We start from the raw sequence: 23,952 nt of genomic DNA, 5'->3' as shown, positions 1-23,952 counted from the left end.
AAGGAGAAGGAGGCGATGGGAATGACCACGCCCGTCCGGCGTCACCGCGGTGGCGCAATGCAGGGCAGCCCCGTCGGCTGGGCACGCAATCCGCTGACGGAGTTCGACCAACTGCTCAGCGAGATGAGCGGACTGATCGAATCCACGGTGGGCGGCACTGCGCCCGCAGTCGCGTGGACACCTTTGGCGGATGTCACGGAGTCCGACGACGCCTTCCACGTCGAGATCGAACTCCCCGGCGTCAAGAGCAAGGACGTCAACGTCGAAGCGAACGGCCAGGAGCTGGTGGTCACCGGAGAGATCAAGGAGAAGGAACGCAAAGGCGTCCTGCGCCGGAGCACCCGCCGCACCGGATCCTTCGAGTACCGGCTGCGGCTGCCCGGGGAGGTCGACACCGAAAAGATCAATGCGCAGATGTCGGACGGGGTGCTCGACATCACCGTCCCCAAGGCCGAGGTCGCAAAGCCCCGGCACATCGAGATCAGCGAGACGAGTGAAAGCACCGAGAACAAGGGTTGAGACGCGAACGCCGCGGTTCCGGGCACCCATCCGGCACCGCGGCCGGCCGGCGAGGCTCGACACCCGGGGTGACTCATGAACCACGTCCCCTGTCAGAACCCCTCACGGCGGCGGCGACTCGGCACGCGGCTCGCCACCGGCTTCCTTTCGGCGCCGCAGACGCCAGGCACGCAGCAGCCGAAGGGGGAGCAGACCCAGCGGTGCTCGCCGGCCCATGTCCGCCTGGTCCTCGCGGTCGAATGCCTGTGCGTAACGCTCGGCGTCCTGGGCCGTCGGGTATCGCTTGCTGCCCTCCGCTCCGCACCCACGCGCGCAGTGCCAGAGCATCGTGTCGCCCTCATGGAGAAAGCGAAAACGGTGTCCCAGAAGGTGGCAGCGCAGCACAGAAGACCACCCTATGCGGACCAGTCCATACCGGCCTGTTCTACCGGCGACAGCCCGTGGCCCTGAACGAGGAGGCACGGCATGACCACCACAGCCGAGCTCGGTGTCGTCACGACCAAGGTCCCCGCCCGGCTTGACCGGCTACCGTGGTCCCGATTCCATTGGCGCATCGTCATCGGTCTGGGAACCGTCTGGATTCTGGACGGACTCGAAGTGACGATCGTCGGGGCCGTCGCCGCCCGTATGACCGAGCCGGGCAGCGGCATCAACCTGACCAGCTCCGACATAGGCACTGCCGCCGCCATTTACGTGGCAGGCGCATGTGCGGGCGCTCTCCTGTTCGGGAGACTCACCGACCGCTACGGGCGCAAGAAGCTGTTCATGCTCACGCTCGGCATCTATATCCTCGCCACCGTCGCGACCGCGTTCGCCCACGACGCCTGGTACCTCTACCTCGCCCGCTTCATCACCGGTATGGGCATCGGCGGAGAGTATGCCGCGATCAACTCGGCCATCGACGAGCTGATTCCGGCCCGAAACCGCGGCCAGGTGGATCTGGCCATCAACGGCAGCTACTGGGTCGGTGCGGCGCTCGGCAGCCTGGTCGCCGTGCTGCTTCTCAACGAGAGTCTGCTGGCAGCCGACCTCGGCTGGCGGCTGGCCTTCGGCCTCGGCGGCATTCTGGGCCTGGGCATCATGCTGGTACGCCGCCACGTGCCGGAGAGTCCGCGCTGGCTGTTCATCCACGGGCATGAAGACGAGGCTGAACGCATCGTCGACCGGATCGAGGCCGAGGTGCAACAAGAGACCGGCCGCGAGCTGCCGGAACCAGGCGCGGCGGTCACCGTACGGCAGCGCGACGTCATCCCGTTCAAGGAGATCGCCGGCGCGGCTCTGCGGCGGTACCCGCGTCGCGCCGTTCTCGGTCTGGCGCTCTTCGTAGGACAGGCGTTCCTGTACAACGCGATCGTCTTCGACCTGGGCACGATCCTGAACGGCTTCTTCGACATCGGCTCCGGCTCGATCCCCTACTTCCTTGCCCTCTTCGCGATCGCCAACTTCCTCGGCCCACTCCTTCTCGGCCGACTGTTCGACACCGTCGGCAGGAAGCCGATGATCGCGGGCACCTACTTCGGCTCGGCAGTCGTGGCCGTCGTCCTCGCCGTCCTGCTGATCAACGGCTCCCTCACCGCATGGTCGTTCTTCCTACTGGTCTCGCTGACCTTCTTCGTGGCGTCCGCGGGAGCGAGCTCGGCCTACCTGACGGTGAGCGAGGTCTTCCCCATGGAGACCCGAGCCCTGTCCATCTCGCTGTTCTTCGCGATCGGCACGGCCGTGGGCGGAATCACCGGCCCGCTGCTGTTCGGCCACTTGATTCACAGTGGCGATGCCAACCTGGTGGCCATCGGCTTCCTCGTCGGAGCGGCAGCCATGGGGCTGGGCGGACTGGCCGAGGCCTTCTTCGGTGTCCGGGCCGAACAACAGTCCCTGGAGAACATCGCCCGGCCGCTCACCGCTGAGGAAGCCGAGGCAGCCTGGCGCAACGAGCCCGCGCCACAGGACGCACGAGACCGCCGCCGGCCCGCGCACGTCCGCCAGGCCGAGCACGACCGGGAATTGCGGATCGCCGACCGCACCGCCCGCCGCCGGGAGCGGGAGCGCGCCGGAGCCCGCCGCTACCGCCCGGGCACCGGACCGGGCAGCACGCTGTACTCGCCGGGGATGGCTGGCACCGCGGGCACGGCAAGCCGTACGTCCGCCATGGCCGAACAACGCCTCGACGACGAGATCGAACAGATCACCCACGCGCTCCAAGAAGCCGGCCCGACGAGCGGCGACCGACTCGAACAGGCCGTGGGCGGCCGCTCCTGGGGCCCCGGTCGCTTCCGCCGTGCCTTGCGTGAATCCGTGCGGGAGTCCCGGGCCAAGGGCCTTGGGAACGGCAGCTACGCGTCGGCCGACGGACCCGGACGGCCCGACAGCGCACCGGGCGACCCCGATGACCAGCGGTGACCGGGACAGAAGGAGGCAGCGATGAAATACGACGGATTCCTCGCCCGTGTACGCGAGCGAGGCGAATACGACGACCAGGACGAAGCCGCGGGCGTCACCAACGCCGTGCTGGAAGTGCTGGCCCAACGGATCAGCCCGGGAGAGGTCAAGGACCTCGCATCCCAGCTGCCCGGCCCACTGGGACGAGTTCTGGAACATGCCACGCCGCAGCAGGCGCAGAGCTTCGGGATCGAAGAGTTCTACCGCCGGGTCGCCGAGCGCACCAATGCCCGGCCGCGTACGGCGCAGTGGGACGCCAGCGCGGTCCTGACCACCGTTGCCGACGCTGTCACCGGCGGAGAACTGAATCAGATCATCAGCCAACTCCCCTCCAGTTACGCGGTCCTGTTCGGCAAGGCCGACCTCGCGGACTGAGCCCGTGAGGCGCCCAGAACGAAAGGCCCACGAAAATGGTTGATACAGGTTTCTCCTCGTTCGACACCATGGTGGACAAGGCCAATCGGCTCCTCAAAGACGTCGAGGAGGCCTTCGAATGGCCCAAAGACCGCCGCAAGCAGTCGTACGCGGCACTTCGGGCCGTGCTGCACCCACTCCGGGATCGTCTCCCGGTCGAGACGGCCGTACAGTTCGGCGCCCAGCTGCCGACCATCGTCAGGGGCGTCTACTACGACGGCTGGAAGCCGGCCGAGACGCCCGTGAAGATGAGCAACGAGGAGTTCTTCGCACGGGTCCGGAGCGAATTCCCGTATGCGGTCGAGGGCGGCAGCGAAGAGCTGGTGCGCACCGTACTGAAATCTCTGGAGCGCCATGTGAGCGCCGGCGAATGGGAGCACCTCAAATCCCGGGTGCCGAACTCGTTCGCGACGTTCCTGCCGTGATCCGGCCCGAGGAGATAACCCATCCTCCGGCAGCATCCGCCAAGGAACAGGGCGCCGCTGCGGCCAAGGACCTGCAGCCCATCGCCTGAGGCATCTGCCTGCGCGGGTATGGCGCTGCAGATGTTGCGGTCACGGTTCAGGGGGCTGCCACTCGACCATCAAAATCGTGGCGTCGTCGCTGAGTTTGTCGTGCCGATGCTCGAGGATGGCATGGATGAGCAGGCGCAGCGCTTCCGGGGCGCTCTGCCCCGCTGCGGTCGACCGGATGATGTAGTCGGTGAAGCGCTCCAGGCCGAACTCTTCGCCTGCATCATCGCGTGACTCCACGACGCCGTCTGAGTAGAGCAGCATTCGGTCACCGGGTTCGAGGCTGGCGTCGTGCACCTGACGGGCGGTCCCGGCGAGACTGGCGGGCAGACCCAAAGGAGGCTCAGGTGGCCGCTCCAAGGCCCTATGGAGCAGGCGGTGGCGACGGATGAGCAACGGAGGAGGGTGGCCGCAGTTGCACCAGCGCAGCACTCCGGTGGGCATGTGCAACTGGGTGAAGATACCCGTGCAGAACTGCTCCGGAAGCCACTTCGCCAGCGCCTCGTCCACGGTGCCCGCGAGTTCGTTCAGGTCTGCCCCGCTGCGCCGGGCGTTACGGCAGCCTGCCATGGCGACAGAGGTGGCAAGTCCGGACGCCAGGTTGTGCCCCATGCCGTCAAGGATTGTGGCGTGCAGAACGTCGTCGGTGAACGCATGGTCGAAAGCATCGCCGCCCAGTTCGTACGCAGGCTCCAGAACCGCCGTCGAAACGACCCGCCCGGTCCCGATCGACCGGGGAGGGAGAAAAGCCCTCGCCATCTCCGTGGGCAGGTGCATCGGCCTGGTACGCATGCGTTGCGCGATGGTGTCGCTGTAGGTGCGCTTGGATGTGATGATCAATGCGAGGAGCAGCGCCGTCGTTCGACAGCGCCGCAGCTTGAGCGCGTCCAGGGTGCTCATGTTCAGCTCAACGACGCCCAGCCGCTCCGCTCCGTCGGCCAGGGGCAGCCAGACGTTCATCCCGCCGGAGGGGCCTTCTTCCACTCGGAGTGAGTCGGTGCGGTAGGCCCATCCGGCCAGCGAAGTGTCGAGGTCCAGTTCCGGCTCGCCGTCGACAAGCGGCACCAGCAGTCTTTGCTGGATGTCGACCAGATAGATAGCGGCACTGCCCAGACCCATGGCCTCGGCATACCGGTTCAGGACCACGGGCAGTTCCGCAGGTGATGCCAGCTGGGCTGCTCTGACCAGTTCCTCCAGCAGCCGCTCCCCGGACCCGTCGGACATGCTCCTGCCCATGCCTTCGATGATCCCTGCGAGGTGGAACCGACACAATCTGAGCCCTCCGACACTCGAGATGTGGGCCGATCAGCCTGGCGTGTTAGAGCCCCCCGGCGGATCGGTCGGGAATCGGGATCGAGTTCGGCTGACACCAGAAGGTCGGGGATCGTGCGGATCCCCACAAGCCGCACAGCGGCGGCTTCAGCAGCCGACGGGACGGGTGCCCGCCGCGGTCTAGGTCGGCTCACCGACCAGATGCGTCAGGCGACCTAGGCTGGTTGCCCCTCGCCCGTCGGGCGTTGCGCTCCACCGCAACCGCAGGACGAGCTCGACGTGGACGCGGGGCTGCAGCGGCTCTGGACCTCCTGCCGCTGCTGGCTGGCGGAGGTACGCGACCGGTCTCAGCAACACTGGACGTGGACGAGGCCCTGCGGCGGCTGAGCAGGATCGTTGCGGCAGCCGCGGAAGCAGAGCGCGCTGAAGCTGTTTGGCCCATGGCCTGCTCCGCCTGGTCCAATCGCCACTCACAGCAGGAGGTCAAAGACGGCTCGAGCCTCGCCCCAGTGCTGGGTCTGGGGGTTCTTCAGGTCGGGGTGGAGGATCTTGAAGCTCTGGGCAAGGGCCAGGCTGAGTCCGCCGATGATGTCCGGATAGGCCGCCTCGGTCTCCTCGTCGGGCGTGCGGTCCAGAGCGGGGTGGGTGGCGAGCTGTTCCAGGATCGGCTTGAGTTCTACTTCCTGGTCGATCTTCCGGAAGTGGTGAATGCTCTCCTGCAGGCCTTTAGTGATCGGTAGGTCACAGGTCCGGATGACGTCGCGCCCGTTGGCCTTGGCCGTGGCCTGGGCGACGGTCAGCAGATCGTAGAGCTTGGCGTCGACGAAGTCGCTGTAGCGCTTGAGATCGTTCTTGTCGACGTCCAGCCCCCCGGCCGCGCGGAAGAACCTTTCGAACCTGGCGATGGACATCACGGTCATGACGGCAACCTCCGGCTGCGGGCGTCGGGTGGCTCCCGGCCCCCTGGGGCTTCCCCGTCAGCCTGGCCGACGGGGGTGCGCGAACGCATGCGCATACCGGGCCCAATTAGCCTCCCTGTATTGCCCTGCCAGGCCCAGGCGTCCGACTGCCCGGGGAGTCGGACCGGCGTGCGGATCGACAGCAGGGTGAACACCGCGTCGCCGAGCGGCCGCGTAAGGGGTGACCCCCAGATATCGCTGCTGATGAGGCCGAAGCCGCGGTGGTGAACACGCCAGGGACCGCTCGGGAGAGGCCGGTGGACAGCGCCCGCGCCCGGTAGACGCGGACCATTCCGCCTACCAGCCGCTCCGACGCCGGCGAGACGTAGTGCTGTGCCTCGCAGCCGTTCTCCCGAGTGCAGGGCTTCCGGCTCCCGGGCGGACACCGAAGCCGGGTGGCCTGGTGGCGCGGAGTGCGGTGCGTGCCGGGGTGATGCCTGAGCGGGTCTTCGCGCTGGCGAACGCGATCGCGGCCCGGTGCTGGGAGCAGGCTCTGTGCTGGGAAGACGAGGAGATCCGGCCGTACCGCCTGCGCCTGCAGGCGGAGGTCAGCGTGTCACGCGGCGTCGACGTTACCTGGGCGGCGCCTGTGGGCACCTGGGATCGCGGGGCAGCCGACGAGGAGGGTCCAGTCATGCGGGTGTCGCAGGGCGTTACGGTCGTGGCTCTCCTGGCGGATCCGGACGCGCCGACGGAGATCGCGCAGCGCATGGCCCGGACACTTTCTGCTCGGCTCGCCGACAAGTCGGGCCAGGGGCGACGGTTCGACGTCGAGGTGGTCAGTGAGCCCTTCACTTCGGGGACGGAGGACCCGTCCACCTTGATGCGCCGGATCATGGACCGTGGAAGTGCGGAGAACTGGGACATCGTCGTGGCCCTCACTGACCTTCCGCTGCACTCACATGGGCGCAAGCTCGCTGTGAATCTGAATCACGAACACGGCTTGGCGCTGCTCTCTCTTCCTTCACTGGGGGGCCTGCGGCTGCAGACGAGGGCTCGGCGGGCCGTTGAAGAAGCCGTGCTTGGCTTGGCGGGTCCGCAAACCGCTGGGGCTGAAGGACCTCCGCGATTCGGTGAGAAGGAGACCGACGAACTTCGGTACGTCGTCAGCGGGCCGCGCGGTTACCTGCGGGTGCTCGTCGGTATGGTCCGCGCCAACCGGCCGTGGCGGTTGGTGCCGGGCTTGTCGAAAGCCCTGGCGGCCGCACTCGCCACGGGAGCAGTTGCCACCGTGAACTCCACTGTCTGGAGCCTGGCCGCGTCCCTGAGCACGCCACGCCTCGTGATCGCCATGGTCGGGTCTGTCGCGATCATGATCGGCTGGCTGATCGTGGACGCGGAGCTGTGGCATCGATCAGCAGAGAGCTCGCCGGAGGCGAGGCAGAGGGCGCGGCTCTACAACGCCTCGACGGTCGTGACCGTGGGTATCGGGGTGCTCGTCTGCTACGTGGGTTTGATGGTCATCAACTGGGTGTGGGCGCTGTTCATCCTCAACGACCAACTCTTCGCTTCCGTGACACGAAACCCACTGCACGCCGAGGAGTACTGGACGTTGGCCTGGTTCGTCGCTTCGGTCGCCACCGTGGGCGGCGCCCTTGGATCGGGCTTGGAGAGCGACGAGGCGATCCGGGCGGCCGCCTACTCCAAGCGTGAACAGGAACGTCGCCACGCCCTCCAAGGCGACCAAGGTGACCAGCGCTCGAAGTGAACCGCTACCGGCGCAAATGGCGCCTACGGGCGGCGGCCCCTCGGAACACCCCACGTCCGCTGAACTTGGGCCGCTTCCCTCAGCCGGCGGGCGACTCGCATCAGGCTGAGCATGGGCGGCAACAGCAGCGCGATGTGCCCCGGCGGGCTGATCATGGCGATGATGGGGCGGGTGTGGCCCCCGGCGGGCAGGTCCGTCACCCTTCTTCAGCCGCTTCGCGACCCCCGCCGGCCATTCCCGATCGGGTGCCGGTTTGTGGGTGTAGGTCAGCCGGGGTCGCGTGCCCGCCGAGCGCGGTGCCGTCAGGAGGTGGCGGCGCGGCCGGCGCGACCCGGCAGGGCGTTCCGGCTAGGCTCACGTCCGTGACGTGGCTGCGGGCCTTCGGGGAGGTCGTGCGATCCGGGCTCACGATCGAGGAGACGCGGCTGGAGCCCTTGCTGGCGCTGCGCACGGCCGCTGGGGTGGCGATCGTCATCGGGCCGACGCTGTGGCTGGTCTCCCCTGCGTATGCCGCATCGGCCGCCCTCGGTGCCTACTCCGCGGGTGGGGCCACCTTCCAGCGCACCTGGCGTCCACGCAAGGTGATCGCGCTCGGCGCGGGTGCGGGGCTCGCGCTCAGCACCTTCGTGGGCTACCTGGCGGCGGGGCGACTCGTGACGTTCCTCCCATTGCTGGCCGTATGGGCCTTTGCCGCGGGGATGGCGTGGGCCGTCGGATCGACCGCTGGGATCGTCGCAGCGACGACCGTCGGCAGCATGCTGGTGACCATCACCCTGCCTACGAGCGTCGAGCGAGCCTTGGAGCACGCCGGGATCATCGCGCTCGGAGGCGTGGCCCAGGCCGTGCTGATCTTGCTGTTCCCGATCCGCCGTTGGGGGGCGCACCGTGACGCGCTTGCCGACGCCCTGGCAGCCATGGCGGACTACGCCCGCCGACTGCGGCACGACCCGACCGCCCCGTTCGACCCGGAGCCGTTGATGACGGCCCGGGACGCGGCGGCCGTGACGCCATCACAGGCCCGCACCCGTCCCCCCGTCCTCCATGGCCCCCGGGGCATCGCCGAGCGCATTCGGCCGGTCGTCGCCGCGCTCGCCGACCCGGACATCGGCGCCCCGGCGCAGGGACCCGGGCGGGACCGCGCACGGGAGTTGCTCGACGCGGCCGCCGACGTCCTGGACGCGACTGCCCGTTCGATCCGCCGCGGTACTCCCGCCGAGGTGCCCCCCGGGAGCGCAGACGTCCTGCGCGTCGACGAGGAGCATGAGGTGCTGGAGGGCCCCGCGCGGCAGACCGCCGAACGGCTCGTGGAACTGCTCGGCGAGGCGCTGGAAATCGCCGGGAGCGGCGGCGCACGCGGGAAGACGCCCACGCCACCCGGCCCCGCGAGCGCCCAGTTCCTGGTGCGCCCGACAATGTTCCGGCTGGTCCCGGTCGTCGTCCGGGCGGTCCGCCGTGAGCTCCGCCGGGACTCGCCCGTATTCCGGCACGCCGTCCGCCTGGCGGCGGTGGCCACGCTCGGCTATCTGATCGCCGCCCGGCTACCCCTCGGCCATGGCTATTGGGCGCCCATCGCCTCAGTGATGGTGATGCGGCCGGACTTCCACCGGACGTATGCGCGTGCGGTGGCCCGTCTCGCCGGGACCCTGGTGGGGGTCGCGTTCGCGACGGCAATGGTGCGGGCCCTGGGCCCGGACGCCCATGTGTTCGGCCTGCTGGCGGTGGTCTCGGCAGGCCTGTCGTACACGCTGATCCGTACCGGCTACGCCTACTCCCAGTGCTTCACTGCCGCGTACGTCGTCTTCCTGCTCGGCATGGGCGGCCAGGCGTTGGAGCAGACGGTCCCGGAGCGGGTGGCGCTCACCTTGCTCGGCGGGGCTCTGGCAATGCTGGCGTACGTGGTGTTCCCCGCATGGGAGACACCCCGGCTGCCGGGCCGGCTTGCGGACTGGCTCGCCGCCAACGGCCGCTACGCGGCCGCCGTGCTCCGCAGCTATGCCGAACCGACCCGGGAGCATCGCGCCGAAATGCGCAGGGCACTGCTGGCAAGCAGGGAGGCACGCGCCGCCTGGCAGGGTGCCTACGACCAGGCAAAGCGTGAGCCGGTCCGTCCCAGGGGTCTGACGTCACGCGAGGCGGAGGAGGCGCAGGAGGCGCTTCAGGGATTCGGCCGGGCGGCGATGCTCATGGAGGGCCATGTCCCGCCGCCCGACAGCCGTTTCGTCCCCGAGGCGGAGCGGTTCGCCGAGGCCGTGGAGGCGGACACCGCGCAGGCGGCAGTCGACGTGCGCGAGCACAGGAATCCGGACTGGGGGCGCGTGGAGGAGGCGCTCCACGCGTGGGAGGGCGTCGCCGCCCGGGAACGGAGCCCGGTGCTACGGCGCGGGGCGGAACTGCAGAAACGGGCCCTGGAGGACCTCGCGGCAGCAGTAAACCGCACACCCCTGGAACGGGACGTCGGCTCCGCTCGCGAGGAGCAACGGATCCGGGCGGCCGTGGCTGGGGAAGGTGACGGATCAGGACCCGCGCACCGGGGTGGGTGACGGCTCCGGCGACGGGGAGCGCCGCGCCTCCTGAAGCCGCAAGTAGTCTCCCGGCCGCGTCGAGCGCCGCCACACGTACACCGCTGTCGCCATGACGAGGATCAGCCCCGCCAGGATGAGCAGTTCGATCCCCTCGGGGTTCCAGCGGAAGGACTTCTCCGCCTCGGCCGTCACGATGAGCACCTTGCGGATGCCGGCAATCAGGCCGACGACGAGGAACGGTTCCGCGTCGAGGGTCTGGTTCCTGATGGTGAGGCGGACGGTGTGGAGCAGCTCGGCCACGATGAACAGCACAAGGCCGTTGTCCAGGGCGGAGAGAACGACCGTCTCCTCGCGGTACGGCCCCTGGATCGACCTGATGACGTCTCGGACGACCCCGACGGTCAGAAGCCCCGCGAGCAGTACGAGAAGCGCCGCGACGACGAGGTGGATGCCGTCCTCGATGAGCTGCAGGAGGCCCTGTACCCGGCCGCCTTCGATCTTCGGGAGAATGGGTCGCACAGTCAGCATGCTAGGCGTGCCCCGGCCCGCAGGCGCGGCGTGCTGCCGATCGGGTGGACGAGCGGATAGCTCCCTGTGGCGGCAGCCTGGGGGAAGCAGTGAGGTGGTCGGCGATCTTGGGGTCTAATCCTCGGAGTGGTACTGAACAGTTCACTGCGCTAGTGAACTGACTACTGAATTCTTTCGTGCGCAACTGAACTCTTCAGTGCCGTTCAACAGGCGAGTGTTCGTCAGTCCCGCCTCTTCTCCCGCCCCGGCAGAAACTCCTGCATCTTCGCCTTGAACCCCTGCCTGACCATCGACCCCCGATCCGCGTCCCCCTTCAGGATCGACGCGGCCGTCGCCTCCAGCTGGTCCCAGGTGGCGTGCGGGGGGATCGGTGGTACCGCCGGGTCCGTGACGAACTCGATCACCGCGGGGCCGTTCGCCTCCAGGCCCGCGCGCCAGGCCGCCTCGACGTCCTCGGGCTTGTCCACCCGGATCCCGGTCAGGCCGAGGGAGCGGGCGAAGGCGGCGTACTGGACGTCGGGGAGTTCCTGGGAGGGCAGGAAGGAGGGAGCGCCCTCCATGGCGCGCATCTCCCAGGTGACCTGGTTGAGGTCGTGATTGTTGAACACGGCCACGACCAGCCGCGGGTCCTCCCACAGGTCCTGGTACTTCGCCGCCGTGATCAGCTCCGTCAGCCCGTTCATCTGCATCGCCCCGTCCCCGACCAGCGCGATCGCCGGACGGTTCGGGTGGGCGAACTTGGCGCCGATGGCGTACGGCACTCCGCAGCCCATCGTCGCCAGCGTCCCGGACAGCGAGGCGCGCATACCGGGGCGCATCGTGAGGTGGCGGGCGTACCAGTTGGCCGCCGAGCCCGAGTCGGAGGAGACGATCGCGTTGTCCGGGAGCAGCGGGTCCAGGGCGCGGGTGACGTACTCCGGGTTGATCGGGTCGGCCGACAGTCCGGCGCGTCGCTCCATGATCTCGCGCCAGTACGTCACGTTGTCGCACACCGTGTCGTACCACTCGCGGCCCCGCTCCTCCGACTTGATCAGCGGGATCAGCCGCTCCAGCGTCGCCTTCGCGTCGCCGACGAGGTTCACCTCGTACGGGTACCGCATCCCGACCATGTGCGGATCGATGTCGATCTGCACGCCCCGCGCCTTGCCGAACGAGGGCAGGAACTGGGTGTACGGGAAGGAGGAGCCGATCGTCAGCAAGGTGTCGCAGTCCCGCATGAGTTCGTACGACGGGCGGGTGCCCAGCAGGCCGATCGAGCCGGTGACATACGGCAGTTCGTCGCTCAGGACGTCCTTGCCGAGCAGCGCCTTGGCCACGCCGGCGCCCAGCAGTTCCGCGATCCGCTCCACCTCGGCACGCGCCCCGGACGCGCCCTGGCCCACCAGGATCGCCACCTTGTCACCGGCGTTGAGGATCTCCGCGGCCCTGTGGACCGAGTCGTCCGAGGGGACCGCCGTCCAGGAGCCGCGGTCCAGGCTGGAGGGCACCATCTTGAACTCGTGCGTGGGCGGCGAGTAGTCCAGTTCCTGCACATCCCCGGGGATGATGATCGCCGTCGGCGCGCGGCGGGCGTACGCGGTGCGGATCGCCCGGTCCAGGACGTTCGGCAGCTGCTCGGGGACCGTCACCGTCTCCACGAAGTCCGAGGCCACGTCCTTGAAGAGGGTGTGCAGGTCCACCTCCTGCTGGTACGAGCCGCCCATCGCGGAGCGGTGTGTCTGGCCGACGATCGCGAGGACCGGGACGTGGTCGAGCTTGGCGTCGTACAGGCCGTTGAGCAGGTGGATCGCGCCGGGTCCCGAGGTCGCCGCGCACACGCCGATACGGCCGCTGAACTTGGCGTAGCCGACCGCCTGGAACGCGGACATCTCCTCGTGCCGGGACTGGATGAAACGCGGCTCGTTCTCGGCCCGGCCCCACGCGGCCAGGAGCCCGTTGATGCCGTCACCCGGATAGCCGAAGACATGCTCCACACCCCACTCGCGCAGACGCTGCAGGACATGGTCGGCGACCTTGGTGCTCATGCGGGACCTCCAGGGCTCCGGGGGATGGCGCGGCACCGCCACGAGTGACCCCGCGGGCGTGTGGAAAACCTGCGCCCGGGTTTGAGGAGCGGGAGCAGGGGCAGGCGGACGAACAGTGCTTCGGACAGGAGGCACGTCCGTGGAAGTGGCGTCTTCTTCCCACCACGGGTGTGTCCGACTCCGGTGCGCGCCCGCACTCCCACGGTGACCTACCAACCCAGAGCACGACCAAGGGAGTTGCGACGCACCATGCCCACCACAGTGAGCGCGAAGCACCACCCGCACGACGACGCCCCCGACACCGCCGCAGACTTCCGCAGGCTCGCCGAGCTGCCCGACGGACCGCAGCGCGACGCCCTCCGCGGGCGGATCATCGAGGCCTGGCTGCCCATGGCCGACCGGCTCGCGGGGCGATTCCGCAGCCGCGGCGAGAGCTTCGAGGACCTGCGGCAGGTCGCCGCCCTCGGGCTGGTCAAGGCCGTCGACCGGTACGACCCCGAGCGCGGCAACGCCTTCGAGAGCTACGCCGTGCCCACCATCACCGGCGAGATCAAGCGGCACTTCCGCGATCACATGTGGACGCTGCACGTGCCGCGCCGGGTACAGGACCTGCGCAACCGCGTACGGTTCGCCGTCCACGACCTCCAGACCGTCTCCGGCCGCCGGCCGACCCTCGCCGAGATCGCCGAGCACGCGGACATGAGCGAGGCCGATGTGAAGGTGGGTCTCGAGGCGCTGGAGAGTTTCACCGCCCTGTCACTCGACGCGGAACTGCCCGGCAGCGACGACGGGTACTCCCTCAGCGACGCGCTCGGACTGGCCGACCCCGCGCTGGACACCGTGGTGGACCGTGAGGCCGTCAAGCCCCGGCTCGCCGCGCTGCCCGAGCGGGAGCGGGCGATTTTGTACATGCGCTTCTTCGGGGACATGACGCAGAGCCGGATCGCCGAGCAGCTGGGGATCTCGCAGATGCATGTCTCCCGGCTCATCAGCCGGTGCTGCCATCGGGTACGGGAGCAGGTCCTGAGTGACGTGGTCTGAGGGCCGGCCTCCGCCGCGACCCTTCAGGGCGTCCGCGCCATCGCCAGTGCCATGTGACGGGACATGGTGTCCGTCGCCTGTGCCTCCGCCATCGAGAACGCCGGGCGGGCTCCGCATCTGAACAGCGTCAGGACGCCTTCGACGGTGCCTTCGACCACGAGCGGCACGCACAGCAGCGACGTCACGTTCGCCTGTACGAGGACGGGGGCGCCCTCGGCGTCCTTGCCGAAGGCGTCCGGGTTCTCGGTGCGTACCTGAAGGATCGGGGATCCGGTCCGCGCCGTCTCCGTGACCAGGGGACACGTGGCCGGATCCTGTGCCGCGAGCGAGACCGCCTCCCGCGCCGAGGGGGCCAGCACTGCCGTACGGGACACCCGCGCGGCGACCGTGTCGACGATCGCCCAGTCGGCGAAGCGGCCGTGCAGCACCTGGGCCGCCTGCCGCAAGGCCGTGTCGCGGTCGCCGCGCGGTGCGGTCAGCAGAGTCGTGGTCATCGCGTCCAGCAGATCCAGCAGCGCGGCGTGCCGGGTCGTCTCGGCGAGGTCGGGGACCTCGGACGGCGGCGTCGCGGCCGGAGCAGGCGCGCCGGATGCGGTGAGATCTCCGGGCTGCATCACCACCAGCACCGTGGTGTGCGGCTCCCCACTCGGGCGTACGGCGGTCAGGGTGGCGTGGACCGGGACCGACGGCTGCTGCTGGAGGTGCACGGTGAGAGTGCGGTCGCCCTCGCCGCGAGCCACCGCGGCGGCCTGCGAGCGGAACGCCGCCCGGTCGGCGTGGGCGAGGAGACCGGTCAGCGGGCGGCCCGTCGCATGGCCCGCCCGGACCCCGGTGAAGGCCGTCGCGGCGAAGTTCAGCCGGCGCACCACCGCCTCGCGGTCCACCAGCGCCACCGGGAGCGGAAAGCGCTGGAACACCGCCCGCAGCAGATGCTGCTCCTGACGGTCGGCGGAGGCCGTACGGGCCGGGCCGCTCGAGTACAGCCGCTCATACCAAGGCCACAACTGGTCGGCCACATGGTCGAGTTCGAAGATGGCCGCGTCCAGGACCGTCGGGAGGTCTTCACCGGACACGGATCGCGCCGCCTTGAGTTCCGCGACGCGGCGCACGAAATCCGCGAGCTCCTCACCGAATCCGTCCGTCTTCTCCATGGGGATGAACCTAGCTGGCGGCGATGTGGTCCGGGGCGACCGGGGCCCAACCGGTTCCCCTTGTTCGCCAGTCGTTTTCCCCGACCGGAACCGGGAACGCGCAGAGAAGAGCGAGGAGTTGAGGATGCCCGTTGACGATCGTCTGGGTCACTGGGGAGACGAGTCCGCCGAAGCGGCCCTTCCCGGGCGCAGGCTGTCCGCGCTCGCCGAGCAGGCCGTGCGCTGCACCGTCGACTGCTGCGGAGCCAGCAGCATGGTCGCCGAGGAGGGGGCCGAGCGGCCCGCCTCCGTCACCCACCCCGACCTCGCCGGACTCGTCGCCGTACAGCTCCGCTCCGGGGACGGGCCCATCCCCGCCGCCCTGGAGCGTGGCGAACCGGTCGACTCGGCCGACCTGCTGCACGACGAGCGCTGGCCGCAGTACCGCGCCATGGCACTCGACTCGGGCGTGCGCTCCAGCGTCACGCTCCCGTTCCGCCGGTCCGGGCTGACCGTGACGCTCAGTCTCTACAGCTTCCGGCCCGGCGCCCTGGAGGACGTGCGGCACGGTCCCGTGCACGCGCTCGGCGAATTCGCCGCGAGCTGTCTCGTCCGCGACCGCTCCTACCGCGCCGCGCTCACCGAGCTCGACCATCTGGGCACCGCCCTGCGCTCCCGGCCCGTCGTCGACCAGGCGTGCGGCATCGTCATGCACGTCCTCGGCTGCGACGCCGACGCCGCCTTCGGCGTACTGCGCCGTATCTCGCAGGGCACCAACCGCAAGCTGTCGGACGTCGCGGCCGGCGTGGTGAAGAGGCGGGGGCGCGGGCTGGAGCGGGATCTGGCGGCGCTGATGAACTGACGGGAGGGAGTGCCGGGGGGACCGGACTCGCCAGGTCGGCCGACTTCGCCCACCCGAGCCCTGTCACCCGATCGGCGGTCACCCGTCGCGCGAATGGTGCCCGGCCGCGCGCGCCGGGGCGCCGGGCGGGCTGTCATGGCTGCGGGGGCACGACCGCCGTTCCCCCGCAGTCGTCGGCCGAAGGAGCTCGCCCCATGAGCCGCACCGTCCGTGCCCTGTCCGTCGCCGCTCTGGCCGGTGCCGTCCTGGGCACCACAGCCTCGGCCGCCTCCGCGGACCCGGCCGCGGAGGTCAGCCCGGGCAGCGTCGCGCCGGGCGGCAGTGTCACCGTCTCGGTCTCCTGCGAGCCCGTCGACGGGTCCGCGCCCGCCACCATCGAGGCCGTCTCACAGGCGTTCGAGGACGGCATCGTCGAACTGAAGCGGGTCTCCGGCAACGACGAGAAGGCCGCGGGGCCCGCCTACAGCGGCAGCGCCCGCGTTCCCCCGGCCGAGAACTTCGAGGGTGATCCGGACGCGGCCGGCCCGGAGTCCGAGTGGACGGTCGACGGGACCTGCCCGGCGGCCGGCGGCAAGGGCAAGGAGGGCAAGGAGTGGAGCGCGAAGTTCACGGTGGCCACTGAGAGCGGCGGCGACGAGGGCGGCTCAGGCGGGGGCAAGGGCGGCAGCGAGGTCGGCGCGGACGGCGGCACGGGCGACGTCGGCGGCGGTCAGGGCGGCAGCGGTGGTGGCGGGGGCTGGACCGGGGGCGGCACGGGCGGTACCGAGGGCGGCGGGGGCCGTACGCAAGGAGGCGGCCGCACCTGCGCCGAGCCCCAGTCGGACTGGACGGAATCCGACAAGTCCAAGCCTCAATCGGGCAAGTCCGAAGGCGACAAGACCGAGTCCGACTGGAATACGACCGAATCCGAAACGGGAGCCGAAACCGAAGGCGCTGCCGAAGCCGACGAGACCGAGCCCGACCTCGGCACGACCGAAGCAGAGCAGGCCGAACCCGACGCGGACGCCACCCAGCCCTACTGGTACGGGAGCGGGCCCGGATCCGGCAACGGCGGGTCCCACTCGGAGGACTGCGACGGCGCGGCCCACCAGCACGGTGTGCAGGCCGGCACGGGCGGTGCCTTCACCGACTCCGTCCCCGCACTGGTCGCCGGCGGCCTCTTCATCGCGGGCGCGTTCGGCGGTGCGGTGTACCGGCTGAGGCGTAGGACGCCCAACGTGGAGGACTGATCCGTGCGGGGCGCCTGTGACGGGCGCAAGCCCGGCGGGCGCCCATGGAGTTGCGTCACGATGGGTACGCAGAGCGCCGGGGTACCCGACGCACCGTGTGGCCCCCTCGCCGTAGCAATCCCAGAGCGCCCGTCTCGGAACGACAGCCACGGAACGACAGCCACGGAGCGGCGGAACACCGGACGACGAACCACGAACCACCACGGCACCAGGCACAGCGGAGGCACGGATGCGGCGGACGGATCCCGAAGGCCATGGCCCCGTCCGTTTCGGGCCGCCGCTCCCCGACGACGGACTGCCCGTGCTGCCCGAGCTCGCGGCCGTGCTCGCCGCGGCCGCGGGCCGGGCCGAGAGCGAGCCGGTGGGTGGCGGCACCGCCCTGCTCGAGGCGGCGTGCGGCTACTGGGCCCGGCGCGGACTGCCGACCGAGCCCGAACAGGCGGTGGCCGGCCCCGGCGCCCCCGCCCTGCTGCTCGGGCTGACCTTCGCCCTCGGTGGCGACGTTTTGGTGCCGCGGCCCTGCGCGGCCTGGTGGGCGCCGTACGCCCGCCTCCTGGGCCGGCCCGTCTTCCATGTGGCGACCCCGGCCGAGTGCGGGGGTGTCCCGGATCCGTACGCCCTTCTGGAGACCGTCCGGAGGGTCCGTGCCGAGGGCGGTGACCCCCGGCTGCTCGTGCTGTCCGTCGCCGACGACCCCACCGCCACCGTGGCCCCGCCCGAGGTGCTGCACGAGACCGTGGAGGCCGCGACCGGTGAGGGACTGCACCTGGTCAGCGACGAGACCTGGCGCGACACCGTGCACGCCCCGCACGACACCGTGCTGGTCAGTCCCGCCGAGATGCTGCCCGAGCAGGTCACCGTGGTCACCGACCTGGCCGGCGCCCACCTCCCGCCGGGATGGCCGGCCGCGGTCGCCCGGTTCCCCGCGCACGACGCCGGGAACGGCCTGCACGCGCGCGTGCTCGACGTGCTGACCGCGCTGGGCGCCGGCGTCGCGGGTCCGGTCGCCCTCGCGGCCGGGTACGCGCTCGCGGAGCCCGACCCGGTCACCGCGCGGGTCGAGGCCGCCGTACGCCTGCACGGGCGCCTGGCCGCCGCCGCGCACGCCGCCGCCGCCGGGGCGGGCGCCCTCGCGCGGCCCCCGCAGGCCGGGCGGCACCTCTACATCGACCTCGGTCCGCTGCGCGCCGGGCTGTCCTCGCACGGAGTGGGGGACGCACAGGACCTGGAGGACTTCCTCGCCGCCCGGCTCGGCATGCCCGCGCCGGGCGGGCACCGCTTCGGCGACGACCTGGCCGCGTTGCGCGTGCGGCTGTCCACCGGACCGCTGCTGGCGGGCACCGACGAGGAGCGCGCGGAATGCCTCAGTTCACCCGCGCCGCTGGAACTACCACATGTGCAACGCGCGTTGATCCATTTGAAGTCGGTCTTCGACGATCTCCGTGACGACGCTCAGCGATGGGAGCCTCCTCGATGACGCAGCAGTCCGAGTCAGCCACGTCGACAACACCGCGTACGCCCACCCCGGAAGCCGACGCCCCGGCGGACCTGTCGCCCTTCGCGCCCCCGATCCCGCCGCTCGCCGCACCCCGCCCGCTGGGCGAACGCCGGGTGTGGCCGCGTACCTTCCACGACCGCCTCACCGCCCCGCTGCCCGGCATGAAGGCCCTCGCCCGCTTCGCGCGCGAGGGCGCTGTACGCCCGGGCCGGGACGGCCTGGCCGACATTCCCCGGCTGCCCTTCGAACCGGGCCCGCTGCCCCGCGTGGACGCGCGCACGGTCGCCGTCTCCTGGGCGGGGCACGCCAGTTGGGTCGTCCGGATCGGCGGGCTGACCGTCCTCACCGACCCGGTCTGGTCGCGCCGCATCCTCGGCACCCCGGCCCGCATCACCCCCGTCGGCGTCGCCTGGAGCGCCCTGCCCCGCGTAGACGCGGTCGTCATCAGCCACAACCACTACGACCACCTGGACGCCCCCACCCTGCGTCGACTCCCGCGCGACACCCCCGTCTTCGTGCCGGCCGGTCTCGCCCCCTGGTTCCGCCGCCGCAGGTTCACCCAGGTCACCGAGCTGGACTGGTGGGAGGCGGCCGAACTGTCCGGTGTCCGCTTCGACTTCGTGCCCGCCCACCACTGGTCCAAGCGCACCCTCCTCGACACCTGCCGCAGCCTGTGGGGCGGATGGGTGCTCACCGCCCCCGACGGACAGCGCGTGTACTTCGCCGGCGACACCGGCTACGGCCACTGGTTCGCCCGCATCGGCGAGCGCTACCCCGGCATCGACCTCGCCCTGCTCCCCATCGGCGCCTACGACCCCCGCTGGTGGCTCAGCGACGTCCACTGCGATCCGGAGGAGGCGGTGCGGGCGGCTGAAGATCTGGGGGCGCGGAGGATGGCGCCGATGCACTGGGCCACGTTCGTGCTGTCGGCGGAGCCGGTCCTGGAGCCCCTCACGCGCGTGCGAGCGGCGTGGGAGAAGGCGGGGCTGGACCGGGAGGACCTGTGGGATCTGCCGGTGGGAGGGTCACGGGTCTTGAAGTAGCCGACGCTCAGGGGACGCCCTCAGGGCGCGGGGAACTGCGTGATCAGCCACCGCGGCCCCGCAGCCCGCGACGAAACCTCACTTGGCAGATCGCATCCGCTTCCAGACACTCGGCACCGCGCTGATCAGCACGGTCAGCACGATCGCCGCGACAACCCCCTCCCAAGGCTCGTCGAACAACGACCCGCCCAGGATCCCGATCAACTGATACGTCACCGCCCAGGCCAGGCACGCCGGAAAGTTGCCACGGGCAAACCGCCGCATCGGCCACTCCGCCAGCAGACACGCCAGCATCACCGGCAGCCGCCCCGCCGGCACCAGCCGGGACAGCACCAGCACCGCCACCCCGTGGTCCGCGAGCTTTCCCTGCGCCTGTGTGAGCCGCTCCTCCGGCGCGTGCGAGCGGATCGCCTCCAGCCAGCGCGAGCCGTTCTTCGAGCCCATGCCGCGCCGACCCAGCCAGTACAGCGTGATGTCGCCCAGGAACGCCGCCGCCGACGCCGTCACGAAGACCAGCGCCAGCGCGAACGGGGCGGTCTGGTGGAACGCCACCACCGCCGCCGAACTCACCAGCGCCCCCGTCGGCACGATCGGCACCAGCGCACCGATCAGCACCAGCAGGAACAGCGACGGATAGCCGATCGCCTGCTGTGTGGACTCGACCGGCACCACCGACGTGGTGGCGGCCAGTATCGTCACCGGGCCACCTCCAGGCGCACGCTCTGCCCGTGCGCGAGCCGATGCACCGATACGCCTGGCGTGCGCTCGGCAGCGAGCCGCGCGAACTCATCGCCCGGCGCATGGAATTCATGCGGGCGCACACCGTCCATGCCGATCGGCCAGTACGTGCCGTAGTGCACCGGCACGGCGCTGCGCGGCGCGAGCCGGGCCAGCGCCTCCGCGGCCCGCCCGGCATCGAGATGGCCCTCCCCGAGATACGGTCCCCAGCCGCCCACCGGCAGCAGGGCCACGTCCACCGGGCCGACCTCCTTCGCCATGCCGTCGAACAGCCCGGTGTCCCCGGCGAAGTACGTGCGTGCCTCGCCCTCGATGACATAGCCGAGGGCGGGGGAGCGGTGCCGCCCGATCGGCAGCCGCCGTCCGTCGTGCCGCGCGGGCACGGCGCGTACGGCCACGTCGCCCACCGTCGTCACGTCCCCCGGCGCCATCTCCGTCACCTGGAGATGCGTGAGCCGGCGCAGGCCCGGCACGCCCCGGGGCGCGCCCCGGGGCACGAGCAGGCGGGTGCCCCGGGGCAGCCCGGCCAGAGACGGAACGTGCAGGTGGTCGGCGTGGAGGTGGGAGACCGCGGCGATGTCCGCGCGCCGGGCGTCGGCTGCGGGCAATGCGCCCCGGCGGCGGCGCAGGTGTGCGAGCCGGCGTGCGAACAGAGGGTCGGTGAGAACGCGCACGTTCGAATCCTCGACCGTGCAGGTGGCGTGACCCCACCAGGTGATCTCCACCGGCACCTCTTTGCCTCCTTCGCGCGACTCCCCGAAGCGTACGGGCTGGAGTAGGGTCGGCGGCGAAACCCGGAGGTGAGGGGGACGCCATGGGGTCATCCATTGTGCGCGTCACGGCGATCGCCAGTCTGACGCCGCTCGAAGAGCTGGACGCCGACCCCTTCCTGGTGGACTCCCGCAGCCAGCACGCCATGTGCGCGCGCTGGGCCGCCGAGCACGGGTACGTCGTCGCGCGCGAGCTTCTCGTACGGGCGCTGCGGGCGGACCACAGCGTCCTGTGGGAGGGCGTCCGGCCCGGCCTCGACCTGTTCGTCGCGCCCAGTCGCAGAGTGCTGGAGAGCGCGCTGTCGTCGGTCGAGGAGTTCACCGCGGAGTGCGCTCGGCGCGGGGTGCGGGTGGAGACGGTGGGGCGCGCGGAGCCGTTGTACGACGCGCAGATGAAGGCACGGGTGCACCGGAGGCTGTCCATGCCGACGGCGGGGTACGACGGTCGCTAGACGCAAGGCGCTCCGCTGGGTGGGGGGCGGGAGGGTGGGTTTTCGTCTGCCGCGCCGTTGTGGCTGGTCGCGCAGTTTCCCCGCGCCCCTTTGGCGCGCTACCGGATCGTGGGTGACAAGGGGAACCGGCGGGGTCGAAGGGGCGTTGTGTCAGGCTGGGGGCGTAAAGGCCCGTTTCGGGACGTGAGGTGGGCTGGGACGTGCGTGGGCGTTGGCGGCGGGTTGCCAGTCAGGTCGGGCGGAGCATCGCCGTGTGGGCCGTCTGTACCGTCACCATGCTCGTGCTCGCCGGGCTCCTCCCGGACTTCCAGCTGCAGTCGGCGGACGACGACAGCGCCACCCGGCTCGCCATCACCGCGGCCCTCGGAGCCGGCGCCTTCGGTCTGCTCTCCGCGCTCGTCTGGCCCCTCCTCGTACGGCTTCTGCTCCTCGTCCCCGCGCTGGTGCTCGGCCTGCTGGTGTTCTTCCTGAACGGCTCGCTGCTCATCGTCGCCCTGCGCCTGGTCCCCTCCGGAGACAGCGAGGCCGCCCCCGAGACCGCCGTCATCGTCGCCGCGGTGATGTCCGCCGTCGCCTCCGCCACCGGCGCCGCCCTCGCCGTACGGGACGACGACGCCTACCGCCGCAGGCTGTACCGCCTCGCCGACCGCCGCCGCAGGGCCCTGCCACCCGGCCCGTCCAGCCCCGGCACGGTCTTCATGCAGCTCGACGGCGTCGGCCACGACGTGCTGCGCACCGCGGTCGGCAAGGGCCTGATGCCCACCGTCGCCCGGTGGCTGGGGGAGGGCGACGGCATTCGCCCCACCCACCGGCTCAGCCCCTGGCGCACCGACTGGTCCAGCCAGACCGGCGCCAGCCAGCTCGGCATCCTGCACGGCAGCAACCACGACGTCCCCGCCTTCCGCTGGTACGAGAAGGCCGGCCACGAGGTCATGGTCTGCAACCGCCCCACCAGCGCCGCCGAACTGCAACGCCGCGCCATCGACCGCACCGGCGACGGCGGACTGCTCACCGCCGACGGCGCCAGCCGCGGCAACCTCTTCAGCGGCGGCGCCGACGAACAGGCCCTCGTGCTGTCCATCGCCACCCGACGGCGCGGGCGCCGCAACCGCTCCCGCGCGGGCTACTTCGCCTACTTCTCCGACCCGGCCAACGCGGTGCGCACCGCCCTGTCCTTCATCGCCGAGGTCGGCCGTGAGATCGGCCAGTCCACTCGGGCCCGCGCGCGCAAGGTCCGGCCGAGAGTCGGCCGCGGCGGCCTCTACCCGCTGGTCCGCGCCTTCGCGACCGTCGTCGAACGGGATGTCGTCGTCGCCGCGGTGATGGGCGACATGCTCGCCGGACGCACCGCCGTCTACGCCGACCTCGTGGCGTACGACGAGGTGGCACACCACTCCGGGCCGGGCGGCCGCGACGCCGAGAAGGTCCTCGAACGCCTGGACAGGGCACTGGCGTTGATCGAGAACGTCGCCGAGCACGCGCCACGGCCGTACCGGATCGTCGTGCTGTCGGACCACGGCCAGAGCCCCGGCGAGACCTTCCGGTCGCGCTACGGCCTCGGCCTGGGCGACCTGGTGCGGGCCGGCTGCGGGCTGCCCGTGCCGCGCAAGGCGCAGCGCACGCACAGTGGCGCCGAGGCCCGCGCGGCGGTGCGCGCGGCGCTGCGCCGGCCCGTGGAGGAGGGCAGCGAGCAACACCGCCTCGCGCGCCGCCGCTCCGAGCCGATCGTGCTGGCCTCGGGCAACCTCGGTCTGGTCTCCTTCCCGGATGTGCCGCACCGGATGACCAGGGAGGAGATCGACGCCCGCCACCCGGCGCTGCTCACCACCCTCGCCAACCATCCCGGCGTCGGCTTTCTGCTCGTCCGCAGCGAGGAGCACGGCGGGGTCGTGCTAGGCGCGCACGGCGCCGAGACAGCGCTGGACCAACTCGACGACAAGCCTGGCCCGTTGGAGGCCTTCGGGCCGGGCGCCGCCGACGCGGTGCGCCGTACGCACTCCTTCCCGAACGCCGCCGACATCATGGTCAACTCCGCCTACGACGAGGCCGACGGAGAGGTCCTCGCCTTCGAGGAGCAGATCGGGTCGCATGGCGGACTAGGCGGGGCGCAGGGCAAGCCGTTCCTGCTGTCGCCGCTCGCCTTCTCCGCGCCGGCCGGCGACGGGGAGGACCTCGTGGGTGCCGAGCACGTCCACCGCGTACTGCGCCGCTGGCTGCGGGAGGTGAGCGGCCCGCAGGTGCCGGTGGAGGCGAAGCCGGAGGAGCGGGCGGCCTGATAATCGGATGACGGCCGCA

21 protein-coding genes are annotated in these 23,952 nt (G+C 70.9%); 13 read left to right on the top strand and 8 right to left on the bottom strand.

What is annotated here, in order from left to right; all coding sequences use genetic code 11:
* The first annotated feature begins 15 nt into the window (after positions 1-15).
* On the top strand, positions 16-519 hold the full coding sequence (locus tag ACFQ6S_RS12825; RefSeq protein WP_383409234.1) for an Hsp20/alpha crystallin family protein: 504 nt from the start codon (positions 16-18) through the stop codon (positions 517-519).
* A gap of 102 nt (positions 520-621) precedes the next feature.
* On the opposite strand, the gene ACFQ6S_RS12820 is transcribed toward ACFQ6S_RS12825, so the two are convergent.
* Positions 622-846 carry a hypothetical protein gene (locus tag ACFQ6S_RS12820; protein ID WP_383407206.1) on the bottom strand — a complete coding sequence of 75 codons (225 nt, stop codon included), beginning with the start codon at positions 844-846 and terminating at the stop codon, positions 622-624.
* 138 nt (positions 847-984) lie between these two features.
* Between ACFQ6S_RS12820 and ACFQ6S_RS12815 the strand changes: the two genes are divergently transcribed.
* From ACFQ6S_RS12815 to ACFQ6S_RS12805, 3 genes are all read left to right on the top strand, one after another.
* Positions 985-2,916 (top strand): MFS transporter, encoded by a 1,932-nt coding sequence (locus ACFQ6S_RS12815; protein WP_383407203.1) that lies wholly within the window; start codon positions 985-987, stop codon positions 2,914-2,916.
* A 21-nt stretch (positions 2,917-2,937) separates the two neighbouring features.
* Positions 2,938-3,330, top strand: a complete 393-nt coding sequence (locus tag ACFQ6S_RS12810) for a DUF2267 domain-containing protein (RefSeq protein ID WP_383407200.1) — start codon at positions 2,938-2,940, stop codon at positions 3,328-3,330.
* A gap of 68 nt (positions 3,331-3,398) precedes the next feature.
* Positions 3,399-3,794 carry a DUF2267 domain-containing protein gene (locus tag ACFQ6S_RS12805; RefSeq protein WP_383407197.1) on the top strand — a complete coding sequence of 132 codons (396 nt, stop codon included), beginning with the start codon at positions 3,399-3,401 and terminating at the stop codon, positions 3,792-3,794.
* Between the two features lie 129 nt (positions 3,795-3,923).
* On the opposite strand, the gene ACFQ6S_RS12800 is transcribed toward ACFQ6S_RS12805, so the two are convergent.
* A complete protein-coding gene (locus ACFQ6S_RS12800) occupies positions 3,924-5,117 on the bottom strand; it encodes a PP2C family protein-serine/threonine phosphatase (RefSeq protein ID WP_383407194.1) in 1,194 nt (397 codons plus the stop codon).
* A 506-nt stretch (positions 5,118-5,623) separates the two neighbouring features.
* On the bottom strand, positions 5,624-6,073 hold the full coding sequence (locus ACFQ6S_RS12795) for a DUF1931 family protein (RefSeq protein ID WP_383407191.1): 450 nt from the start codon (positions 6,071-6,073) through the stop codon (positions 5,624-5,626).
* 673 nt (positions 6,074-6,746) lie between these two features.
* On the opposite strand from ACFQ6S_RS12795, the gene ACFQ6S_RS12790 reads away from it, so the two are divergent.
* On the top strand, positions 6,747-7,820 hold the full coding sequence (locus tag ACFQ6S_RS12790) for a hypothetical protein (protein WP_383409231.1): 1,074 nt from the start codon (positions 6,747-6,749) through the stop codon (positions 7,818-7,820).
* A 362-nt stretch (positions 7,821-8,182) separates the two neighbouring features.
* A complete protein-coding gene (locus ACFQ6S_RS12785; RefSeq protein WP_383407188.1) occupies positions 8,183-10,360 on the top strand; it encodes an FUSC family protein in 2,178 nt (725 codons plus the stop codon).
* Here ACFQ6S_RS12785 and ACFQ6S_RS12780 read toward each other — a convergent pair.
* Both ACFQ6S_RS12780 and ACFQ6S_RS12775 read right to left on the bottom strand, forming a co-directional pair.
* Positions 10,334-10,870, bottom strand: a complete 537-nt coding sequence (locus ACFQ6S_RS12780) for a phosphate-starvation-inducible PsiE family protein (protein ID WP_383407185.1) — start codon at positions 10,868-10,870, stop codon at positions 10,334-10,336. The two genes, ACFQ6S_RS12785 and ACFQ6S_RS12780, sit on opposite strands and share 27 nt — an antisense overlap.
* Before the next feature lie 221 nt (positions 10,871-11,091).
* Positions 11,092-12,894, bottom strand: coding sequence for a thiamine pyrophosphate-requiring protein (locus tag ACFQ6S_RS12775; protein ID WP_383407183.1), 1,803 nt, complete (start codon positions 12,892-12,894; stop codon positions 11,092-11,094).
* A 249-nt stretch (positions 12,895-13,143) separates the two neighbouring features.
* Between ACFQ6S_RS12775 and ACFQ6S_RS12770 the strand changes: the two genes are divergently transcribed.
* The gene (locus ACFQ6S_RS12770; RefSeq protein ID WP_383407180.1) at positions 13,144-13,935 is read left to right on the top strand and encodes an RNA polymerase sigma factor SigF; all 792 of its coding nucleotides are present in this window, start codon (positions 13,144-13,146) and stop codon (positions 13,933-13,935) included.
* Positions 13,936-13,958: 23 nt separating this feature from the next.
* Here the strand turns inward: ACFQ6S_RS12770 and ACFQ6S_RS12765 are convergent, their stop codons facing one another.
* Positions 13,959-15,086: a PAS domain-containing protein gene (locus tag ACFQ6S_RS12765; protein ID WP_383407178.1), complete on the bottom strand. Its 1,128-nt coding sequence runs from the start codon at positions 15,084-15,086 to the stop codon at positions 13,959-13,961.
* A gap of 124 nt (positions 15,087-15,210) precedes the next feature.
* Between ACFQ6S_RS12765 and ACFQ6S_RS12760 the strand changes: the two genes are divergently transcribed.
* The 4 genes from ACFQ6S_RS12760 (at position 15,211) to ACFQ6S_RS12745 (ending at position 19,697) form a co-directional block, all read left to right on the top strand.
* Positions 15,211-15,927: an ANTAR domain-containing response regulator gene (locus ACFQ6S_RS12760; protein ID WP_383407176.1), complete on the top strand. Its 717-nt coding sequence runs from the start codon at positions 15,211-15,213 to the stop codon at positions 15,925-15,927.
* Positions 15,928-16,121: 194 nt separating this feature from the next.
* Complete coding sequence (locus ACFQ6S_RS12755) at positions 16,122-17,156, top strand: hypothetical protein (protein ID WP_383407173.1); 1,035 nt, start codon at positions 16,122-16,124, stop codon at positions 17,154-17,156.
* Between the two features lie 229 nt (positions 17,157-17,385).
* Positions 17,386-18,633 carry an aminotransferase class I/II-fold pyridoxal phosphate-dependent enzyme gene (locus ACFQ6S_RS12750; RefSeq protein WP_383407170.1) on the top strand — a complete coding sequence of 416 codons (1,248 nt, stop codon included), beginning with the start codon at positions 17,386-17,388 and terminating at the stop codon, positions 18,631-18,633.
* Positions 18,630-19,697: an MBL fold metallo-hydrolase gene (locus tag ACFQ6S_RS12745; protein WP_383407167.1), complete on the top strand. Its 1,068-nt coding sequence runs from the start codon at positions 18,630-18,632 to the stop codon at positions 19,695-19,697. The genes ACFQ6S_RS12750 and ACFQ6S_RS12745 overlap by 4 nt, the downstream gene beginning before the upstream one ends.
* Positions 19,698-19,775: 78 nt before the next feature.
* On the opposite strand, the gene ACFQ6S_RS12740 is transcribed toward ACFQ6S_RS12745, so the two are convergent.
* Positions 19,776-20,396: a DedA family protein gene (locus tag ACFQ6S_RS12740; protein WP_383407164.1), complete on the bottom strand. Its 621-nt coding sequence runs from the start codon at positions 20,394-20,396 to the stop codon at positions 19,776-19,778.
* Positions 20,393-21,166, bottom strand: a complete 774-nt coding sequence (locus ACFQ6S_RS12735) for an MBL fold metallo-hydrolase (protein ID WP_383407161.1) — start codon at positions 21,164-21,166, stop codon at positions 20,393-20,395. The genes ACFQ6S_RS12740 and ACFQ6S_RS12735 overlap by 4 nt, the downstream gene beginning before the upstream one ends.
* Positions 21,167-21,249: 83 nt before the next feature.
* Between ACFQ6S_RS12735 and ACFQ6S_RS12730 the strand changes: the two genes are divergently transcribed.
* Positions 21,250-21,657 carry a hypothetical protein gene (locus ACFQ6S_RS12730; RefSeq protein ID WP_383407158.1) on the top strand — a complete coding sequence of 136 codons (408 nt, stop codon included), beginning with the start codon at positions 21,250-21,252 and terminating at the stop codon, positions 21,655-21,657.
* 251 nt (positions 21,658-21,908) lie between these two features.
* On the top strand, positions 21,909-23,933 hold the full coding sequence (locus ACFQ6S_RS12725) for a phage holin family protein (protein WP_383407155.1): 2,025 nt from the start codon (positions 21,909-21,911) through the stop codon (positions 23,931-23,933).
* The last annotated feature ends 19 nt before the right edge of the window (positions 23,934-23,952 follow it).

Source organism: Streptomyces sp. NPDC056479 (assembly GCF_042795335.1).
In the GTDB taxonomy this organism is placed as follows: Bacteria; Actinomycetota; Actinomycetes; order Streptomycetales; family Streptomycetaceae; genus Streptomyces.
The sequence above is the reverse complement of the archived record's forward strand: the minus strand, read 5'-3'. Positions and strand labels throughout refer to the sequence as shown.

Coding starts and splice junctions, on each gene's coding strand:
- ACFQ6S_RS12825 (WP_383409234.1), top strand. CDS start 16: ATGGGAATGACCACGCCCGTCCGGCGTCACCGCGGTGGCGCAATGCAG.
- ACFQ6S_RS12820 (WP_383407206.1), bottom strand. CDS start 846: ATGCTCTGGCACTGCGCGCGTGGGTGCGGAGCGGAGGGCAGCAAGCGA.
- ACFQ6S_RS12815 (WP_383407203.1), top strand. CDS start 985: ATGACCACCACAGCCGAGCTCGGTGTCGTCACGACCAAGGTCCCCGCC.
- ACFQ6S_RS12810 (WP_383407200.1), top strand. CDS start 2,938: ATGAAATACGACGGATTCCTCGCCCGTGTACGCGAGCGAGGCGAATAC.
- ACFQ6S_RS12805 (WP_383407197.1), top strand. CDS start 3,399: ATGGTGGACAAGGCCAATCGGCTCCTCAAAGACGTCGAGGAGGCCTTC.
- ACFQ6S_RS12800 (WP_383407194.1), bottom strand. CDS start 5,117: ATGGGCAGGAGCATGTCCGACGGGTCCGGGGAGCGGCTGCTGGAGGAA.
- ACFQ6S_RS12795 (WP_383407191.1), bottom strand. CDS start 6,073: ATGACCGTGATGTCCATCGCCAGGTTCGAAAGGTTCTTCCGCGCGGCC.
- ACFQ6S_RS12790 (WP_383409231.1), top strand. CDS start 6,747: ATGCGGGTGTCGCAGGGCGTTACGGTCGTGGCTCTCCTGGCGGATCCG.
- ACFQ6S_RS12780 (WP_383407185.1), bottom strand. CDS start 10,870: ATGCTGACTGTGCGACCCATTCTCCCGAAGATCGAAGGCGGCCGGGTA.
- ACFQ6S_RS12775 (WP_383407183.1), bottom strand. CDS start 12,894: ATGAGCACCAAGGTCGCCGACCATGTCCTGCAGCGTCTGCGCGAGTGG.
- ACFQ6S_RS12770 (WP_383407180.1), top strand. CDS start 13,144: ATGCCCACCACAGTGAGCGCGAAGCACCACCCGCACGACGACGCCCCC.
- ACFQ6S_RS12765 (WP_383407178.1), bottom strand. CDS start 15,086: ATGGAGAAGACGGACGGATTCGGTGAGGAGCTCGCGGATTTCGTGCGC.
- ACFQ6S_RS12760 (WP_383407176.1), top strand. CDS start 15,211: ATGCCCGTTGACGATCGTCTGGGTCACTGGGGAGACGAGTCCGCCGAA.
- ACFQ6S_RS12755 (WP_383407173.1), top strand. CDS start 16,122: ATGAGCCGCACCGTCCGTGCCCTGTCCGTCGCCGCTCTGGCCGGTGCC.
- ACFQ6S_RS12750 (WP_383407170.1), top strand. CDS start 17,386: ATGCGGCGGACGGATCCCGAAGGCCATGGCCCCGTCCGTTTCGGGCCG.
- ACFQ6S_RS12745 (WP_383407167.1), top strand. CDS start 18,630: ATGACGCAGCAGTCCGAGTCAGCCACGTCGACAACACCGCGTACGCCC.
- ACFQ6S_RS12730 (WP_383407158.1), top strand. CDS start 21,250: ATGGGGTCATCCATTGTGCGCGTCACGGCGATCGCCAGTCTGACGCCG.